The organism is Pseudomonadota bacterium, from assembly GCA_038533575.1.
Taxonomy (GTDB): domain Bacteria; phylum Pseudomonadota; class Alphaproteobacteria; order Rhodobacterales; family Rhodobacteraceae; genus Shimia_B.
Genome location: JBCAYL010000001.1, coordinates 2,034,640 through 2,053,556, shown reverse-complemented (window position 1 = coordinate 2,053,556; position 18,917 = coordinate 2,034,640). Strand labels below are relative to the sequence as shown.

Annotated in this window: 18 protein-coding genes; 10 read left to right on the top strand and 8 right to left on the bottom strand. The window is 66.8% G+C overall.

The genetic code is table 11. The annotated features are described in order from the left end of the window. Positions 1–88: 88 nt before the first annotated feature. From AAFM92_10330 to ltnD, 3 genes are read right to left on the bottom strand one after another with little or no spacing between them, the layout of a single operon-like run. Positions 89–730 (bottom strand): aldolase, encoded by a 642-nt coding sequence (locus AAFM92_10330; GenBank protein ID MEL7300769.1) that lies wholly within the window; start codon positions 728–730, stop codon positions 89–91. After that, a complete protein-coding gene (gene otnK, locus AAFM92_10325; protein MEL7300768.1) occupies positions 727–1,959 on the bottom strand; it encodes a 3-oxo-tetronate kinase in 1,233 nt (410 codons plus the stop codon). Before otnK ends, AAFM92_10330 begins: the two co-directional genes overlap by 4 nt. Then, positions 1,956–2,855: an L-threonate dehydrogenase gene (ltnD, locus tag AAFM92_10320; protein MEL7300767.1), complete on the bottom strand. Its 900-nt coding sequence runs from the start codon at positions 2,853–2,855 to the stop codon at positions 1,956–1,958. The genes otnK and ltnD overlap by 4 nt, the downstream gene beginning before the upstream one ends. A gap of 157 nt (positions 2,856–3,012) precedes the next feature. Here ltnD and AAFM92_10315 point away from each other — a divergent pair, with 157 nt between their 5' ends. Then, entirely contained in the window at positions 3,013–3,819 is an 807-nt protein-coding gene (locus tag AAFM92_10315; GenBank protein ID MEL7300766.1) for a hypothetical protein, read from the top strand. Positions 3,820–4,094: 275 nt separating this feature from the next. On the opposite strand, the gene AAFM92_10310 is transcribed toward AAFM92_10315, so the two are convergent. Then, positions 4,095–4,706 carry a TetR/AcrR family transcriptional regulator gene (locus AAFM92_10310; protein ID MEL7300765.1) on the bottom strand — a complete coding sequence of 204 codons (612 nt, stop codon included), beginning with the start codon at positions 4,704–4,706 and terminating at the stop codon, positions 4,095–4,097. A 92-nt stretch (positions 4,707–4,798) separates the two neighbouring features. Here AAFM92_10310 and AAFM92_10305 point away from each other — a divergent pair, with 92 nt between their 5' ends. From AAFM92_10305 to AAFM92_10265, 9 genes are all read left to right on the top strand, one after another. After that, positions 4,799–5,977 (top strand): efflux RND transporter periplasmic adaptor subunit, encoded by a 1,179-nt coding sequence (locus tag AAFM92_10305; GenBank protein ID MEL7300764.1) that lies wholly within the window; start codon positions 4,799–4,801, stop codon positions 5,975–5,977. Next, positions 5,974–9,120 carry an efflux RND transporter permease subunit gene (locus tag AAFM92_10300; protein ID MEL7300763.1) on the top strand — a complete coding sequence of 1,049 codons (3,147 nt, stop codon included), beginning with the start codon at positions 5,974–5,976 and terminating at the stop codon, positions 9,118–9,120. Before AAFM92_10305 ends, AAFM92_10300 begins: the two co-directional genes overlap by 4 nt. A 143-nt stretch (positions 9,121–9,263) precedes the next feature. Continuing rightward, positions 9,264–9,830, top strand: a complete 567-nt coding sequence (locus AAFM92_10295; protein ID MEL7300762.1) for a hypothetical protein — start codon at positions 9,264–9,266, stop codon at positions 9,828–9,830. Beyond that, on the top strand, positions 9,830–10,498 hold the full coding sequence (locus AAFM92_10290; GenBank protein MEL7300761.1) for an ABC transporter ATP-binding protein: 669 nt from the start codon (positions 9,830–9,832) through the stop codon (positions 10,496–10,498). Before AAFM92_10295 ends, AAFM92_10290 begins: the two co-directional genes overlap by 1 nt. Continuing rightward, entirely contained in the window at positions 10,495–11,664 is a 1,170-nt protein-coding gene (locus AAFM92_10285; GenBank protein MEL7300760.1) for an ABC transporter permease, read from the top strand. The genes AAFM92_10290 and AAFM92_10285 overlap by 4 nt, the downstream gene beginning before the upstream one ends. Positions 11,665–11,693: 29 nt before the next feature. Continuing rightward, positions 11,694–12,470, top strand: a complete 777-nt coding sequence (locus AAFM92_10280; protein ID MEL7300759.1) for a DUF4198 domain-containing protein — start codon at positions 11,694–11,696, stop codon at positions 12,468–12,470. Further along, positions 12,467–12,802, top strand: a complete 336-nt coding sequence (locus AAFM92_10275; GenBank protein MEL7300758.1) for a hypothetical protein — start codon at positions 12,467–12,469, stop codon at positions 12,800–12,802. Before AAFM92_10280 ends, AAFM92_10275 begins: the two co-directional genes overlap by 4 nt. Further along, entirely contained in the window at positions 12,790–13,710 is a 921-nt protein-coding gene (locus tag AAFM92_10270; GenBank protein ID MEL7300757.1) for a zinc ABC transporter substrate-binding protein, read from the top strand. Before AAFM92_10275 ends, AAFM92_10270 begins: the two co-directional genes overlap by 13 nt. A 213-nt stretch (positions 13,711–13,923) precedes the next feature. Further along, entirely contained in the window at positions 13,924–14,856 is a 933-nt protein-coding gene (locus tag AAFM92_10265; protein ID MEL7300756.1) for an MBL fold metallo-hydrolase, read from the top strand. Here the strand turns inward: AAFM92_10265 and AAFM92_10260 are convergent. The 4 genes from AAFM92_10260 to AAFM92_10245 form a co-directional block, all read right to left on the bottom strand. After that, positions 14,837–15,643 (bottom strand): hypothetical protein, encoded by an 807-nt coding sequence (locus AAFM92_10260; GenBank protein MEL7300755.1) that lies wholly within the window; start codon positions 15,641–15,643, stop codon positions 14,837–14,839. The two genes, AAFM92_10265 and AAFM92_10260, sit on opposite strands and share 20 nt — an antisense overlap. Further along, complete coding sequence (locus AAFM92_10255) at positions 15,636–15,992, bottom strand: hypothetical protein (GenBank protein MEL7300754.1); 357 nt, start codon at positions 15,990–15,992, stop codon at positions 15,636–15,638. Before AAFM92_10255 ends, AAFM92_10260 begins: the two co-directional genes overlap by 8 nt. A 66-nt stretch (positions 15,993–16,058) precedes the next feature. Continuing rightward, positions 16,059–16,916 carry a dynamin family protein gene (locus tag AAFM92_10250; protein MEL7300753.1) on the bottom strand — a complete coding sequence of 286 codons (858 nt, stop codon included), beginning with the start codon at positions 16,914–16,916 and terminating at the stop codon, positions 16,059–16,061. 49 nt (positions 16,917–16,965) lie between these two features. Beyond that, on the bottom strand, positions 16,966–18,906 hold the full coding sequence (locus AAFM92_10245) for a dynamin family protein (GenBank protein MEL7300752.1): 1,941 nt from the start codon (positions 18,904–18,906) through the stop codon (positions 16,966–16,968). Between the last annotated feature and the right edge of the window lie 11 nt (positions 18,907–18,917).

Here is an 18,917-nt window from a genome sequence, read left to right as displayed (position 1 = left end):
AGGGCTTCCCAGTTAGACATCAGAAAACTCGGCACTGCATCCCGTAGATCAATTGATCTCTTACCGCGCAGTGTATGCCTCGCGGCCCCTACCAATCGACGTCGAACGCCCGCACCACATGGGCGATCTGCGCGCTATCGAGCGCGCGGGTCTCGATGCCGCGCAGGAGGAGGGCAAGGCGCGCCGTCGCCTCGAGCTCCTCGATGGCATTGCAAGCCGCCTCCACCGACTTCCCCGCTACGACCGGCCCGTGATTGGCGAGCATGACGGCGGAGCGTTTTCCCGCGAGCCCGCGGATCGCGTCCCCCATGGCCGGATCTCCCGGCAGGAAGAAAGGCAAGAGCTTCACCCGCCCGAGCAGCATGGTCGCGTAGGGGGTGAGCGGCGGCAGAAAATTATCCTCGTCGGCGCCGGGGATCAGCGACAGGGCCACCGCGTGGCAGGAATGCAGATGCACCACTGCGCCTGCCGCGGCCCGGGTCTCGTAGAAGGCCGCGTGAAGAGGCATCTCCTTGGTGGGCTTGTCCCCCCCGATGAGCCGTCCTTCTGCGTCGAAGTGGCTGAGCCGGGCAGGATCAAGCCGCCCGAAGCTTGTCCCCGTGGGCGAAACGAGGAGGCCGCCGTCTTCCGTGCGGGCGGAAATGTTGCCGGTGGAGCCATGGGTCAGCCCCCGGTCGAAGAGCGAGGCGGCCAGGGTGCAGATGCTTTCGCGGAGTTTCGTGTCGCTCATCCGCCCAGAATCCCGGCTGCTTTCTCGAAAAAGTCCTCGCCGCCGAAATTGCCTGATTTCAGCGCGACGACAAGATGTTCACCTGCCCGGAGCGCGGGCACGCCGAGGTCGATTTCCGGGCCGATGGTGAGGCTGTCGAGGGCCAGCGCCTCCACGACGGCGCCCGAGGTCTCGCCTCCCGCGGTGATGAGACGCGTGAAGCCCGCGGCCACCGCGTGCTGGGCGAGTTCGGAGAAGAAGCCCTCGATGGCCGCGGCTGAACGGTCCCGCCCGTAGCGCCCTTGAACCTCGGCGACGACGGCCGGATCCGCGGAGCTGTAGACAAGCGGGAGCGGGCCGGACCCCTGCGCCCAGGCGAGAATGTCCGAGGGTGAGATGCGTGCCTCGAGGATCTCCCCGGCTCTCACCTCGCGCGTGGCGAAGCGGCTCTGATGATACGCCACCTGCGCACGCGTCGCCCGCGAGCATGAACCGGAGATCAGGAGCGCTGGGCCAGCCTGCGCGCGCCATTCTGGCGTGCCCGGCACACAGGAGAAATTGGCTGGCAATCCGAGTGCCACGCCGGAGCCGCCGGTCACGAGCTTGAGGTCCGCCGCCGCGGCACCGATGGCCATGAGATCTGCGTCTCGGATCGCGTCCACCACGATGTGCTTGCGTCCCGCGGCGTGCTCGGCATCGAGCGCGTCCCGGATCGCCGCTGCACCCTGGAAGACGGTGCCTGCCGGGACATGCCCCACGTCATGGCGCGTCTGCCGCGCGAGCCAGCGGCGCAGGTCCGGATCCGTCATCGGCGTGAGGGGATGGTTCTGCATGCCGCTTTCGTTCAGCAAGGCATCGTTCACGAAGAGATGGCCCTGGTAGACGGAGCGGCCCGTGCCGGGAAAGGCCGGGCAGACGATGACACGGTCCGCCGACAGGGCCTCTGCGAGGGCATCGGCCACCGGGCCGATATTGCCCTCCGGCGTGGAGTCGAAAGTCGAGCAGTACTTGAAGAAGAACTGCGTGCACCCTTGCGCCCGGAGCCACTCGAGCGCCGCCAGCGACTGGGCCACGGCGTCGTCCGGCGCGATCGACCGCGACTTCAGGGAGATGACACCCGCCTCGACCGAGGGATCCGCATCCGAGGCAGGAATGCCGGAATACTGCACCACGGCCATGCCCTGCTTGGCGAGTGTATTGGCAACATCGCTCGACCCGGTGAAGTCGTCGCCGATGCAGCCGAGCTTCATGTCTCGGCGTCCGGCAGCACGAGGCCCGCGTCGCGCGCATAGACCTTGGCCACGGCAGCGTCATCTGCGCCACCGAGCCCCATCTCCACCGCCTCTGCGTAGCGCGTCAGCGCCGCCTCGGTGATTGGCGCGTGAAAGCCTGCCGTCTGCGCGGCTTCGAGGACGATCCCAAGATCCTTTGGCCAGATATTGACCTGGCTCAGGGGCGTGTAGTCCCCGGCCACGATATGCGGCGCGCGGTTCTCCAGCATCCAGGAGGTGCCCGCGCATTTCGAGATGACATCGAGGAAGGTGGCGGGCGCGATCCCCTGCGTCATGCCGAAGGTCAAAGCCTCGGCCATCGCGGCGATGTGGACCCCGGCAAGGAGCTGGTTGACCGCCTTCATCGCCGAGCCCGCACCTGCCGTGTCACCGAGGCGGAAGACGGTCACCGCCGTCGCGTCAAGAACAGGGGCAGCGGCCTCGAAGGCCGCCGATGTGCCCGAGGCCATGATGCCCAGCGCGCCCTTCGCGGCCTTGGCCGCGCCGCCCGATATCGGCGCATCGAGGTAAAGCACGCCGTGCTCCGCGCATTGCGCTTCCATACCCTTGGCGAAGTGCGGCGCGACGGTGGCGCAGGCCATGACGACCGCGCCCGAGCGGAGCCCGGGGACGATGCCATCCGTGCCGAAAAGGACCGCCTCCACCTGCGCGGCATTCAGGACGACGAGCACAACGGCATCGAGTTCGGGGGCGATGTCGTGGACCTCGCCCTCCGCGCCGCCCTCGGCCACGAAGCGCGCCGCGCGGTCGGGGTCCACGTCGACACCATGGACGGTGAGCCCCGCGCGCAGGCACGAAAGCGCCATGCCATGGCCCATGGAGCCCAGACCAAAGAGAGCGAGCCTCGTCCCCATCGCGCCGTCCTTTCCCCGCTGCCGTGCGGCCGGGCAGGTTTGCCCCCAACCGCACCCCACGCGGTACACCTTGTCTGCCGACGTGACAAATGTCCTGGCATGACTGTCTGAGCCCCCCGTCCCAAATTCGGTCAATATCTTTGCGTAATCTCGCGTCATGAGCTTTTTCGCCGTCAACATGACCCTCCTCTACGCGACTGCGGGCGCGTTGCTGGTGCTCTCTTATATCGCTTTCAGCTTGGGGGTATTTCCGCCCGAGCAGGCAGCGCGTCGCGCGTCACAGGGCTTTTGGATGACCTTGGTGGGCGCGGCTGCCGTGTTCTTTGTGTTTGTCGCCGCGCGGGAGACGGTCCGCGCGCCCGCGGCTGGTATCGTGGTCCTTGGTGTCATGTATCTAGGGATTGGTTTGGCCATCGCTGGGTTCGGCCTCTTGCTGGGCGGTCTCGCCGCCGGGAGCAGACCGCCACTACGTAGGGTCCTTGCCATACTGCCTCTCGGGATCGCGGCGGCGGTCGTGTGGCAGGTGCAGACGTCGATCCGCGCGGAGCAAGATGCATTGGCATCTGCGCGGAGTGCCTTCCTCGATGGTACGATAGAAGCCACGTTGGCTGGCCGCGAGGTCACATTCCCGGTCGCACCGCATCTAGAGATCACGCACCCCTGCGCCACACGGTCTGGCAGGGTCTGCCGCTCGAATTTTCTGACAGGGATGACACTAAACGACGCGTCGCCAGCGCCGTTTGAAGTCTTCTCCCTGCGTCTCACGCGCGATTTCACAAACGTCGCCGCGGCGGCGGAGGCTTGGTGCGCGGCGCGCCCGGCGATCGCCGGGGCCATCTGGTGCGCGGATTTGGAGGACTATACTCTCGTCATCCGGCGCGCCGAAGGGATGGACAGGGAGCGTCTACGGGATACGCGGATGGCGATCGAGGACGCGTCGGAGAGCCCCACCCTCAGGTGGTAATATCACTTCGCCGGTCCCCATTGTCGGCTTCTGATCGGCGTCGCGACGGGTGTGATCGCCGAGTTGACGTTTACGGGCGAAACAGAGGATGCAGTGTTGGCCCGGGTCGAGGAGGGGCGTTCCCGCGCAGAGAGGATCTGGGCAGCGATTGCGTCGCCTTGATCATGAAACCGTGCCTGCCCGGTTGAGCCGTGTCTGCAACGACGACGCTTTGGTGTCCTAATCCTTTCCCATCTGACAGGGCGGTGGTGCCGAAGGCCATGCCGGTTTTCCTCCTAGGGGAGAATGGCCTGGCCCACGAGCGCGAGATACTGGTCCTCGTCGACCATCACCTTGGTCTGCTCGGCTTTCCCGTCGAGCCGGAGGAAGGAATGGCCGTGCACCGCGCACCAGAGCGCGTAGGCGCGGGCTGCCACCTCGGAATCCTCCATGTCGCGCCCGAGATGCTCGGCGACGACACGGATGACGATCCCGAATTTCTCCCGTCCCTCGGCTGACATTTCCTCGTCGGAGGAATGCTCCGCCGCGAGGCCAAATGTGAGCTGAAAGAGGCCCGGCTCGTCCTGTGCAAAGCTCGTGTAGGCCTTGCCCAAGGCGATGACCCGGCGCGGATCCCCGGCCGGGTAGGCATCGGCGGCGGCCTGCATGGCCGTGCCCATTCGCTCCATCCCCGCAAGGATCACCCCCCTCAGGATGTCCTGACGATCCTTGAAGTGCTTGTAGGGGGCGGCGGTGCTGACACCGGCGAGCCGGCAGGCCTCGGCGATGGAGAATCCCTCCGGCCCGTGCTGCTCGACGAGCTGGCGCACAGCCTCCAGAAGCTGACCCTTCAGGTCGCCGTGGTGATAGTTTTTCTTGCTTTTTATCAGAGATTTAGATTCTGACATACTGCTTCGCGTCTCATTTTTGTTTGACCAAGTTAGCGACGCTCACATATGTGAACAACACTAACTTCACAACAGAGAGCGAGGATTGCCCGATGCCAAAGACTGCCTCCGACCCAACCTCGACATCTCGCTGGCGCCGCGCCGTCGCCGTCACGGCGCGCGGGGTCGTCACGCTCGGCTTCTTCGGTTTGGCCGTTGCCGCCGGGGTGACGGCCTACGGCGCCCTGTCTGCGCGGGCGGCGCTGAGTGAGGCTCCCGAAGCCGCGCCCCCTACAACGGTCCGCCCCATCGCGCTGACCCTCGTCGATAGCGTGACAATCGAGCGTCGCTTCGCCGGGCAATTCGAGGCGCCGCAAGAAACGGTGCTGGGTTTCGAAGAGCCCGGGACGATCGCCGAGGTCCTTGTCCGCGAGGGAGACGTGCTTGAGGCGGGCGCGGTGATCGCGCGGCTCGATACGCGCCTCCTCGACGCGGAGCGCACGCGGCTCGAGGCGTCAGACGCGGCGCTGGCGGCGCAAGCGGAGTTGGCGCGTCGTACCAATGCCCGGCAGGAAGCGCTGCTGGCGGGCGGGCATGTGTCAGCCCAACGGGTGGATGAGACATCCCTTCTCCTGACGCAGCTCGAGGCGTCTCGTGCCGAGATCGCCGCCGCAGTAGCGGGGCTGGAGGTGCGGCGTGACAAATCCGTGCTGCGCGCGCCGTTTGCCGGGCGTGTGGCGGCGCGCGCGCTCGATACCGGCGCGATCGTCGGGCCCGGGACGGCCGTCATAACGCTCCTCGAAACCGGGCCGGCGCGGTTCCGGGCTGGCCTCGATCCCGCGCTGGCGGCGGGCCTTGCGCCGGGAACGCGCGTTGAGATCTCCGCCGGAGCCGAGACCTATCCTTCGATCCTGGCGGAGCTCGCGCCGGGCCTCGATGCCGCAACGCGGAGCCGCATCGCGTTCTTCGATCTCCCGGACGGCGCCGCGCCGCCGTCTGGGGCCGCTGGCGAGGTCCGGCTCGAGGAACGTGTGGAGGGCAACGGGGCCAAGGGCGCCTGGGTGCCGGTATCGGCCCTGCGCCAAGGTCCCCGCGGGACATGGCAGCTCTTGACAGTGGCACCGGGCGAGACGCCCGTGATCGGCACGGAGGCGGCTGAAATCCTTCACCTCGACGCTGACCGCGCCTTCATCCGCGGCAGCTTTACCGACGGTACGCTCGTCCTGCCCGCGGGAACCCACCGTGTTGTGCCGGGCGAGCGCGTGCGCATCGCGTCGGAGATGTCGTCATGAGCGGGGCGCTCACGACCCTCACCTGGCGCCAGCCGCGTGTCGTCGCGCTCATCCTGATGGTGATCCTCGCGGCGGGCGTCTCATCGCTTCTGTCCATCGGGCGGCAGGAAGATCCCACGATCACCAATCTCTTTGCCAGCGTCACCACGCCCTATCCCGGGGCGGAGCCCGCGCGGGTGGAGGCACTGGTGACGGCCGAGGTCGAGGAAGCCCTCCGCGAGATTGCCGAGGTCGATGTCATACAGTCGACATCATCGACCGGGGTCTCGATCGTACGGATCGACCTGATCGAGACCATCGCGGATGCGCGCATCGAGCAGGTCTGGTCCGAGATCCGGGACGCGCTGAGTGACGCTTCCCAGAACTTCCCTGCCGGGGTCGCCGAGCCGGAGCTCAATACCGACGGAGCAGGGGCCTACGGGGCGATTATCGCCCTCACGCCGGTGCATGCGAATGTCCCGCTGACCCTCACCGGGCGCTACGGCGAAGCCTTGGCCGATGCCCTGCGCAACGTGCCGGGCACCAAGATCGTCGATCTCTTCGGGCTGCCCGACGAAGAGATCACCGTGACGCTCGACGCGCCCCGCGCAGCGGCGCTTGGGCTCACGGCGGATCAGGTCGCCGCGGCCATCGCGCAGGCTGACGCGAAGGTGCGTGCCGGGGAAGTCACCGGCCCCGCCGACGAGATCGTCGTCGAGGTCTCTGGCGAGATCGAGACGCTCGCCCGGCTGCGCGATATCGTGCTGCGTGAAGGGGCGCTGGGGACAACACTGCGCCTGGGGGACGTCGCGCGCATTGACCGTGGGCCGAGCCAGCCCGCCGCCGAGGTCGCCTTGCAGGACGGACGTCCCGCGATCCTCGTCGCGGCTAAGCTCGAAGACGGTCTGCAGGTCGATCTCTGGGCAAGCGACATTCGCGCCGAGCTCGCGGACTTCGCAGAGCGGCTCCCCGGGGGAATGACCGCCTCCCTCGTCTTTGATCAATCCACCTACACGTTTGATCGCCTCGCCGAGGTGGGCACCAACATGGCGATCGGGGTCGCGCTGGTCGTCGGGGTGCTTCTCATTACGCTCGGCCTGCGCGCGGCTTTGATCGTGGCGATCATCCTGCCCATCGTGACGCTCGCGAGCGTGGCCACGATGAATGCCATCGCGCTGCCCATCCATCAGATGAGCGTGACCGGCCTCATCGTGGCGCTCGGGCTCCTGGTGGATGCGGGCATCGTCATGACCGACGAGATCGCGCGCAGGATCCGGGCGGGCGCCTCAAGAATGGCTGCGGTGGGGGCTTCCGTGCACCGATTGACGATGCCCCTTTTTGCCTCGACGGCGACGACGGCGCTCAGTTTCACGCCCATGATCCTCCTGCCCGGGCCCGCGGGAGATTTCGTGGGCTCCATCGCGCTCGCCGTGGTGATCATGTTGGCATGGTCTTTCGTGGTGGCGATCACCATCACCCCCGCGCTTGCTGGCTGGATCCTGCCGGACCGTGAGGCCGGGCGTCTTTCCGGCGGGATCCCCTCGGGCTGGGTCGGGAGCGCGTTCCGCTGGAGCCTGGCCTGGTCGGTCCGGAACCCGGTGCGCTCCATCGCGGTCGCGCTCGTCCTTCCCGTTCTCGGCTTTGCCAGCCTCCCGCTCCTGACCGCGCAGTTCTTTCCCGGGGTGGATCGCGACCAGTTTCACATAGAGGTGGACCTGCCGCCGGGCACGGCCCTTGTCCGCACCAGCGAGGTCGTGGCCCGGCTCGACGCCGTGCTGCGCGCCGAGCCCGAGATCGAAAGCGTGACATGGACGCTGGGCACCTCCGCGCCAGCCTTCTACTACAACATCACCGGCGGGCGCGACGCGGCCCCGGGCTATGCTCAGGCCCTCGTGCGGACGGCGTCGCCCGCTGCGACGGAGGATGTCGTTCCCCGGCTGCAGCGGGAGCTTCCGGCACGCGCGCCCGAGGCGCAGGTGCTTGTGCGCGGCCTCGTGCAGGGCCCGCCGGTCAACGCTCCGGTGGAGTTGCGCATCGTCGGCCCCGACATCGACGTGCTCCGTGCGGAGGGCGCGGCCCTGCGCCGGCTGGTCACGGGCGAAGCGGCGGTCACGCTCGCCCGTGCCTCCATCACCGAGGGCGCGCCCAAGCTCGCCATCGATGTCGACGAAGCCGAGGCGCGCCGCCTCGGGCTCAGCCTCAGCGATGTCGCGCGACAGATGGAGGGCGCTCTCGCCGGCATGACAGGAGGCTCCCTCGTGGAAGGAACTGAGGATCTGCCTGTCCGTGTCCGCCTCGGGGATGCGCTTCGCGCGGATCCGGCGGCCATCCGGGACATGGCGATCCTGCCGAGCGGGGCGGGGATCACCGCCGCCACCGGTGCGCATCCCGCCGTCCCCCTCTCGTCGATTGCAGACATCTCGCTCGTGCCGGGCGAAGGGACCATCACGCGACGGAATGGCGAGCGCGCAAACACCGTGCAGGCGTTTCTCCTTCGCGGTATTCTGCCGGAAGAGGCCTTGTCCGAGATCAGGGCCACCATTGCGGCGGAAGGCTACGCATTGCCGCCGGGCTACAGGCTCGAAATCGGGGGAGACAGCGACGCGCGCTCCTCCACGCTTAACAATCTCCTCGCGCCGCTCGGCCTCATCGTGACACTGTCGATCGCCGTCATCGTGCTCACCTTCGGCTCCTTCCGCCTCGCGGCCATCGCGCTTGTCGTGGGCGGGCTGTCGGCCGGACTTTCGATGCTGGCCTTGGCGATCTTTGACTACCCGTTCGGGATCAACGCGATCATCGGCCTCATCGGCTCCATTGGCGTCAGCATCAACGCGGCCCTGATCATCATGACGGCCCTGCAACAGGACGAGAACGCCGCGGCCGGTGATCTCGGCGCGATGGTCGAGGTGGTGATGAACTCCTCGCGGCACATCGTGTCGACCACGATCACGACGGTTGGAGGCTTCCTACCGCTCATCCTCGCCGGTGGCGGCTTCTGGCCGCCCTTTGCCATGGCCGTGGCGGGGGGCGTCCTTCTGTCGATGGTGGTGAGCTTCTACTTCACGCCCGCTGCGTTCCGGCTCGTCTCTCCCCGCAAGGTGCGTTCGACGGCCGAGCCGATCGTATCGGACCACGCGCCCGCGCTTCTCCACGCCGCAGAGTGACCGCGCCCGTAGGCGAGGTCAGCCCGCGCGCGTGGCCGATCACCAAGATGTAGCGCGGCATCTGCTTGCACTCGCCCCTGAAGTCGGGGAGGCTCCGCGCCGATCTTCATGGCAGGAGTGGGCGCAGGGAAATGGCACGCACCGTGACAATTGCAGTCTTGCTTTGCGGCGCCGCAGTGGCGGTGGCGGCAGCGGTGCTTTGGCCGGGTCGTGGCGCTGTCTCGGAGACCGATACCTTCGCGGCGCCCGGAATAGAGCCGCTCACCATCGCGGAGGCGCAGAACGAATTTTGGCGGCTGACACCGGCGCTTCTCCTCGTCGTCTACGAGGCCTTTGGCGAGACACAGGAAGACGCGATCTACGATACGCTCGCCGATGTCACCCACGGTGACGCGCTCGAGTATCTCTACCTCGAGCGGGTGGGTGCCATGGCAGGTGGCGGGCTCGATGAGGCGGACCAGACCATCCACGAGATCAAGCTTTTGAACACGCAAGTGTCGCGCGCCAGCGCGGCGCTGGAGATCGATGCCTCATGGCAGGTCATCGGGACCGTGGGCCATGCCGAGCACCTCCATGTCCGCGGCAATACCTACAGCGCCGATCTCACCGTGGCCCCGGTGGACGGGGCGTGGCGGATCACGGATTTCGAGCTCCTAGACGTGGATCGTGATGCCGCGGGAGAGACCTTCCTCGCGCCCGAGACCAATTGATGATCGAGATCGAGGATCTCGCATTCGGCTATGCGGGCGGAGGGTTCCGCCTCCGCGTGCCGTCTTTCTCTCTCGCCGCGGGCGAAAGGCTGGCCGTTGTGGGCCCGAGCGGGAGCGGGAAGACCACGCTTCTCAACCTTGTCGCAGGCATTCTCACGCCCGAGGCAGGGCGCATTCATGTGGCGGGCACCGAGGTCAGCGCACTGTCCGAGACCGGCCGCAGGCAGTTCCGTGCGAGCAAGATCGGCTTTGTCTTTCAGGACTTCGCGCTTCTCGATTACCTCTCGGCGCGGCAGAATATTCTCTACCCGTTTCGCATCACGCCGGCGCTCACCCTCGATGGGGAGGCCCGCGCGCGGGCCGAGGCGCTGGCCGTCGCGTGCGGGATCGGGGACAAGCTTGACCGACATCCAACCGCGCTCAGCCAAGGGGAGCAGCAGCGCGTGGCGATCTGCCGGGCGCTCGTGGCCCAGCCACGGCTCATCCTTTCCGACGAGGCCACCGGCAACCTCGACCCCGCGAGCAAGGCGCGCATTCTCGACCTGCTCTTTGAGCAAGCGGAGGAGGCGGGCGCGGCTGTCCTCGCGGTGACCCATGATCACGAGCTTCTGCCGCGCTTCGAGAGGGTGCTTGATTTCGCCGAGTTCAGGGAAGAGGCCGCCGCATGAACGCGCTCTTCCTCGCCTTTGCCTACCTGCGATATCACTGGGCGCGCAGCCTCGTGCTCGTCCTCGTCGCCGCGCTGATCATGTTCGTGCCGGTGGCCACGCAGACCCTCCTGTCCACGAGCGAGCGCGCGCTGCTGGCGCGGGGGGAGGCCACGCCGCTCCTCCTCGGAGCGCGGGGCTCGCAGCTCGATCTGACGATGGCCGCGCTCTACTTCTCCGAGGAACGGCCCGAGCCCGTGCCCATGCGGGAGGTCGAGTCCGTCTGGGAGAGTGGCCTCGCCACGCCCATTCCAGTCCATACCGCCTTTTCCTCCGGCGGCTTCCGGATCGTCGGCACCACGCTGGACTATTTCGATTTCCGGGATCTCACGCTGGAGAGCGGTCGCGGCCTCTCGATCCTGGGCGATGCCGTCATTGGCGCCGATGTGGCCCGGGAGCTCGACGTCGCCGCGGGCGATACGCTGGTCTCGGCCCCCGAGAACCTCTTCGATCTCGACGGGGTCTACCCGCTCGAGATGCCGATTGTCGGCGTGCTTGCGCGCACGAACACGCCCGATGACAGCGCGATCTTTGTCGACATCAAGACGGCTTGGGTCATCCAGGGCATCGGCCACGGGCACGAAGACGTCGTCACCGCGGCGGACATCGCCGCGGGCACCGACGCGCTCGCCAACGCGGCGGTGGTCCAATACCAGCGCATCACGCCGGACAATATCGAGAGCTTCCACTTTCACGGAAGTCAGGATGACTTCCCGGCCTCTGCGGTGATTGTCGTGCCCAACGACACGCGCGCGGGGACGATCCTCAAGGGCCGGTACCTCGATGGCGCGCTGCCCACGCAGCTCATCGAGCCGAGGGACGTCATCCAGAGCCTCGTGGACCGCATCTTCCGAATCAAGACGCTGCTCGACGTGGTGACGGCGATTATCGCCGTGGCGGCCTTGGCCGCGATTGGCCTCGCGGTCTTCCTCAGCTACCGCCTCCGTGCCCGCGAAATCGCCACGGCGGTGAAGCTCGGGGCCCGAAGAGGGATGGTTTTGCGGCTGTTGTCGGCCGAAACACTAACTTTACTTTTATTGTCGGGCGGGTTGGCTACGCTGGGCGCCATGGCCGTCTCGCGCAACGCGGAGGCTTGGGTCGGTTGGCTTCTGGCGCTCGGCGCCTAGACACACGTGCATAATCAACAGGGGTAAACATGAAACGTCATCTTCTTTCTGCATCGCTCGCCACGCTCATCGGCGCGGCTCCTGCCGTCGCGCATTACGGGATGATCATTCCCGACGATCCGATGGTGAGCCAGGAGGACGGGCGCAGCGTGGCGCTGACGATGTCGTTCTCGCATCCGTTCGAGCTCGATGGCATGATGCTTGAGCGTCCCGTGTCGTTTTCGGTGACCCATGAAGGGGAGACGACCGATCTCCTCGGTGGGCTCGCGGATGCGACGGTGATGGAAGAGCAGGGCTACACGCTCGACTTCGGTCTGGAGCGGCCCGGTACCTACATCTTCGCCATGGAGCCGCAGCCCTATTGGGAGCCTGCGGAGGATGCTTTCATCATTCACTACACGAAGACCTACGTGACAGCCTTCGGCGATGACGAGGGCTGGGATACCGAACTCGGGCTCAAGACCGAGATCGTCCCCCTGTCAAAGCCGTTCGGCCTTTGGGAGCACAATGTCTTTCAGGGCATCGTGAAGCTTGACGGCGAGGCCGTGCCCTATGCCGAGGTCGAGGTGGAATTCTACAATGAAGGGCTCGGTGCCACTGTGCCCGACGAGCTGATGATCACGCAGACCGTCAAGGCCGACGCCGACGGCGTCTTCACCTACGCACCGCCCACCGATGGCTGGTGGGGCTTTGCCGCGCTCAACACTGCCGATTACACGCTCACCGAGGCGAGCTCCGGCGAGGAAAAGGCCGTGGAACTCGGCGCCGTGATCTGGGTCCATTTCGAAGAGTGGACCGGACAGTGATCCGCGCGCTGGCGCCCCTCGCGCTGGCTGTCGCCGCACCCTCCGGTGCGGCGGCTCACCAGCTCGTCGTCTTTGCCTCGGTGGATTGCGAGGTCGTGACTGTGGAGGCGAAATTCTCCAATGGCCGCGTGGCGCAAGCCGGAGACGTGCGCGTGCTTGACGGCGACAACGAGCTTCAGACGACGCTCGAGCTCCAGAGCGACGGGACCGCGAGCGTCCCCCTGGCGGACGTGGATCACGCGGGCGGCCTTCTCATCGAGGTCGATACCGGCGGACACGACAATTACTGGATCGTCACCCCAGAGGACATCGCGCGCAAATGCGGAAGTTAAGCTTCGTTGGTCGGCCTAGCGCCCTTGTTGCGGGCCTTTTGCTCGCGGTCCTGAGCCACGGCGCGCTCGCCGAGGAGCGGCCTCGGATCGTCGCCGTCAACCACGCGCTCCAATACTTCGCGGAGCGGCTCGGCGGCGCGCATGTGGAGGTCGTCTTCCCGGTGCCCGAGGGCACCGATCCGTCCTTCTGGCGCCCAACCATTTCCGATATCAGTGCGATCCAGTCGGCGGACCTGATCTTGCTCAACGGGGCGGGCTTCGCCATGTGGATCGACCGCGTGTCGCTGCCGCGTTCGCGCGTGTTCAACACCTCCCGGGCGATCGAAGATCGATTTATCGTCACCGAGAGCATCACCCACAGCCACGGCGACGGGGGAGAGCACTCCCATGAAGGGCTGGCGTCCTATACGTGGCTCGACCCGACGCTTGCGGCCGCACAGGCCGGCGCCATTGCCGGGGCCATGGCTGCGCGTGACCTCGCGCCTCCGGACGAGGTCTTTGCCAATCTCGCTGCGCTTGAGGCCGATCTCGAGGCGCTCGACAAAGCCGCGCAAGCGGGGCTCGGTGCGGTCTCGGATATGCCGATGATCGCCACGCATCCGCGCTATCAGTATCTCGCGGCGCGCTACGGGCTTTCGATCACGTCGCTGGAATGGGAGGCGGGTGCGGCCCCCACCGCCGCCGAGATGGTTGAGCTCGAGGAACTCGCGAGCGAGACGGGCGCGCGGGTCTTCCTTTGGGAAGCGGCGCCACCGGACGACGCCATGGCGGCGACCGATGCGCTGGGCCTGACCAGCGTGGTCTTCGAGCCCATGGCACATGCACCTCAGGAAGGAGACTTCTTGGAGGCCTTCAACGCGGCCATCGCCGAACTTGCCGCGGCGGCCACGACGCCCCCCGGAAACTAGCCGGCTCCGGGCTGTCCCCGCCCAGGCCCTGGCAGCGCATGATCGCCCCACGGGCGGGCTGGGTCTTGCGAAGACGCGGTATGCACCGTCGAGGGGCAGGCGTGATTTCCGCTTTACTGTCCAGCCGTTCCCGGGGACCTTGCGAGGCAAGATCAAGAGGCCGCGTCGCGGTGCTGTGGATGCCGCGCGGCGCGTCTTGAGGGAGGCCATGTCATGCAGTTCTTTCCCGCAGGAGCACGCCAGGGCAGCCCAAACGTCGCTGCCTTCTACGAAGAGGTCACGGGCTCATGGCAATACATCGCCTGGTGTCCCGAGACCCGGAAGGCCGCCATCATCGACCCGGTGCTCGACTTCGATCCCGCCGCGGGCGCGACGTGGACCTACAGCGCCGACGAGATGCTTGAATACGCGCAGCAAGAAGGCCTCGAGGTCGCCTGGGTGCTCGACACGCATCCGCACGCGGATCATCTGTCCGCAGCCCACTACATCAAGGAGGCCCTCGCCGGCGCACCAAAACAAGCGATCGGTGCGCGCGTGCTCCGCGTGCAAGAGATCTGGTCGGATTTCTATGCCGATGACACCATGGCCGGACGCGCCGAGTATTGGGACCGGCTCTTCGAGCCCGGTGACAGCTTCGAGCTCGGCGGGTGCCGCGTGGAGGTGTCGCTGTCGACGGGACACACTCTGGCCTCGGTGAGCTACAGGATCGGCGACGCGATCTTTGCCCATGACACGCTCATGGTGCCGGACAGCGGCACCGCGCGCTGCGATTTCCCCGGCGGATCATCGGGAGAGCTCTGGGACAGCATCGAGGCGATCCTCGCCCTTCCGGATGAGACGCGGGTGTTCATCGGGCATGACTACCGCAAGGATGGCCGCGATGCGGCCTGCATGGCCACGGTCGCCGATCAGAAAGCGGGAAACATCCATGTCCAGGAGGGCGTGAGCCGCGCGGATTTCATCGCGACCCGGGACGCGCGGGATGCAACCTTGCCCCTGCCGGACCGGATGCTGTTCGCGCTGCAGGTCAATATCCGCGGGGGCCGGCTGCCGGAGCCCGATAGCAAAGGGCGGGTGGTGCTCTCGTTGCCGATGAACCGCTTTACTTCCAAGAAAGCGCGGGCCTTCACGGCCGAGGCGGACTGACCCCCGGCGAAGGCGAGGCAAAAGGCCCGAGCTCCCACCCGCCGAGGGAGGCCCAGAATTCCATCACTTCCTCCGTGGCATCCCTGTGGATGACGAGGGCTGTGAGTTCAGCCTCGCCCCGATGAAAACACGCGGCAAAGTCGGGGAGATCGTCCGGATAGATCGCGAGAAGGTGCTCGGCGTCCATGGGGCACTCGGGAGCGCTGAGCGCCTCGAAGAGCTCTGCCACCAAGGCGCGGGCCTGATGAACGGCCTCAAAGCTCGCATCTGGGATCTCCTCTCCCCCTTCAGCTCGAAAGATCGCGAGCGTCACATCCTGGGCGACCTCGATCAAAACACTCAGGCGGTCTGCGACGGAGAGCGGCGGCTGCGCCTGGCCGAAGGCCGCAAGAAGGACATCGCCCGGGATACCCACCTGGGACGTGCTTGGCCGGATGCTCGCGGGGGCCGCGGTGACTGACACGACCCCGCCCTCCCCAAAGGCGCGCCCGAGGAGCTCTGACAGGCTCTCGAGGTCTTCGGGGCGCAGGGGGCGCATATTGGCTCCGGCCGCCTCCTCTCCGACGGACAAGAGCGTGCCGCCCTTGGCATTCGCCCTTACCCGGAGGAGGTCGTCGCAGAAGAACGATAGGGTGCGCGGCAGGATGGTCCCGCGGACGGTTTCCGCAAAAAAGCGTGCGCCGTCGTCTGGATGGGCACAGGGCGCCTGCCGCACGGTCGGGACACCGGCAGCGGCGGCGCGCGCAAGAAGGGCCGCGAGCTGAGGAGGCGGGGGCAAGCTAGACATGCCGCCCCATGAAGCTCTCGTCCCTTAGAAAGCCGCGCACCCGCGCGTCCAGGTCCTCCGGCAGGGGATGTGGCCCGAAGAGAAGGCAAAGCGCCTCCGGCTGATCCGCGGCGGCGCGCGCAAAGACCTTGATCCCGAGCGGCCCGGAAAGGATGCAGGCGCCAAAGCCCGTGACGCCCTCAAGCTGGAGGAAATACGCGCCTTCGGTGCAGAGCCGCTCGAGCTGGTCCTGACTGGTCTGAAGCGCGCCCGCCGAGAGCAGGCAGGTCCGCGTGGGCAGGTCGATCAGAAGCGCGACCTCGCATCCCGCGAGGCTTTCGCGCAGTCGGGACAGGGCAGGCAGCGACACGGGCGGAGATCTCCTTTCGCACCGTATCGCGCCCGCGGATTAACATTGATCTAACATAGACCCGCCTCAGGCCGTGGGGCGCGCCGCCAACTGCCGGTTCTTGCGCACGATGCGCCGCGGGACGATGAGGCCGGGCGGCGCCGCGGTGGGCGGCGTTGCGACGGGCGTCGCGTCCGCGAGCGGCGGCGGTGCCGCGCCTGCCTCGACATGGGGCACGAAGGGCCCTCGGGAGGTATCTCCCACACGCTCGAGCATCCGGATGAGAAAACGGACCATGTCCGCCACGCCGCTGCGCTCCAGCGCGGTCTCGTCATGGGGGGCTGCAAGGGCCTCTGTCAGCGAGGCCGCGCTCACTTGGGCAAAGAGATGCCCCGCCTCGTTCGTCGCGCGCTGGAGGATGCGACGGCGGTCGTCTTCGGACAGGATCTTGTCGATCCGTGTGATGAGCAGGAGGCTCCGCTCCCTCAGCTCCTCTGGCACCGTCTCCCACAGCGCGGCCTCCGACTGTCGCCAGGCCTGATGCGCGGGCGTGCACCAGATCACGAGATCGACCTGGGTGATCAGCGTCTCCCAATATTGGGCGGGCAGGTTGGGGTCGCAGGTGCCGGGCACGTCGATGAGATCGGCTGCCTCGAGGACGTCGGCCTCGAGCTGGACCTCGATGAGCTGCGCTTCACCGAGACACACATCGCGCCAATGCGGCTTCTGGACGGGTTGGCGCGCGCCTTCCAGTGTCACCTGCTGCGGCGGGCTATCCCCGAAGCTGTACCAGACCGGCGGCAGCTGCGTGGCCGTGACCTGAACGGGCGAGTGCTCCTGCTCCAGGAGCAGGTTGGCGAGCGTGCTCTTCCCCGCGCTGAACTCCCCCATCAGGGCGATGCGGGGCTTGGCGGGCCGGGGAAAGTCGTTTGACTGAATGGTCATGGTCATCATCCCATTTTCAGAAGCTGTGCTATGTTCGAGGGGCCGGTGCTTAGCTCAAGGCAGCGCTGCCGAAGATATCGCGTTGGTCGGCGAGGAACTCCGCGAGGGCCCGGCGGAGCGTTTCGGCATAGGCGTCCACGCAGTCTTCGCGAAGGCTCAGGAGCATGTTGGCCGTCTCTTCCTCGATGAGCTTTGCGAAATCATCGGCGAAAGCCTCGAAGCCGCGCCGCTTGCGCCAGAAGCGCGTCCACCAGCTGCCCTTGAGATCCAGTGCGATCGTCTGCGCGAGCGTCACGGGCGCCTCGGCAGGGGGGACGGGAGGCGCAAACACTCGAGCAACGCTGTCATCGGCGCTGCCGCCCCCCTGCAAGAGTGCCGAGATTTCCTGCGCGGCAATATCGAGTTCATCCTTGGCCGCCTTCGCTGCGGCCGCCACGAAAACCTTGTAGGCCGTGCGCAGCAGCATGCGCAGTCCGGAGGGATCGTAGGACCAGACCTCGCCGTCGCCGTGCTTCGCAAGGTGCTTGAGGAGCTCAGCCGTCGCCCGGTCGAGGAACGTCCCGTAGGATTTCCGGGTCCGGTCATCGAAGGCGGCCGTGACGGCGGCGAGGCGTGCGGAGAGGCTTTCCGCGCACCTTCGCTCGATCTCCGCAAATGCAGCGGTGGTATCGCCGTTGACGGCCGGCGCCGTGTGACCCGCGCCTGTGCGAACCGGGGCAAGGGGTCGCCGATGCGCCGCGGCCTTCAGATTCATCAGCTCGGCCTGAACCTTTTCCACGAGGACCTTTGCCGCGCCGCCTGCGATGCGATTGGAGATCGCGCGCCCGAGGGCAGGGGCCCCCGAAAGACGCCAGATCAGCTCTTCGAGCGGCGCCTTGGCGAGGTCATCGTCGATCTGGTTTTCCGCCCAGTTGAGGAGGCTTTGCGAGCTGTCGACGCCGAGGGCGTCCATGGTGCCGGCGACCATGTGCTCCGCCCAGTAGGCACTGCCGAAAACGATGCCGGCATCCTCGGGACCGTTGAATTGTGCCAGCGTCGCGAGAATGCTCTCCCGGATCTTCGGGACGTCGCGCGCCGGGTTCTCGAGCTCGTCGATCCTGTTCACGAAGATCACAACGTCCCGCGACTTGATGTTGGAGATGAGCCGGATCAGTCCGAGATCCACGGAAGAAAGCGCTTGCTGGGCCGACAGGACCATGACGCAGAGCTTCGAGCCCCGCAGGCCGCGCAGCGTGATTTGCTCGCGGATCATGAAGGTGTCGTTCACGCCGGGCGTGTCCTGGATGCAGAGGCCAAGCGGCAGGTCCGGACCGGGGAACCACAGGTCCGCGGATTTCGTGATGTCGGCAAACTGCCCGTCGAGACGCCGGGCGCCCGCTTCTTCCCAGAAGTTGTCGCCGAGGGACACGTAGCGCTTCACGAGATCCGCGGTCAGCGTGTCGTAGGTATGGGTCTGGCCCAGCAGCATCTCGAAGCGCCGACCGAGACGTTGACGGGATTTTTCGCGCAGCGTGTCGAGCTGTTCTCGCACCTTGGAGACTTCGTCCGCGGCCCCTGCGCGGCTGGCGATCTCGCCGAGGCGCCCGCCATGGTGAATGAGGTTGTCCCATTCCTCGTTGGAGAAGAAGCGGAATGCGGCGTGATTGAAGCCTTTTCTCTGCGGCGGCGTGAGATGCACAGAGGTCACGACGGAGGTCCACGGGTTCACGTCTGCGGGTAGGAGCCCGGGCCAGCCGGTCATCGCGTTCACGAGCGTGGTCTTGCCCGCCTTGACCTGCCCGATGAAGGTCACGCCCGGCTCGAAGTCCTGGATCAGATCGCGGAGCTTGCGCGCCTTGCGCGCGAGGGCCGGATGCGGCGCCGACATGAGGCTCTCGGCCTCCTGTTCTAGCGCCCGCAGCTTTTCGGCCACGGGGAGAAGCCCGCCGAAGGCGGAATAGGCGCGCCTCGTCTCGAAGGCGTCTTCGGGGGTGTGGTCTTCGGCAAGCATCATCTCGGTTC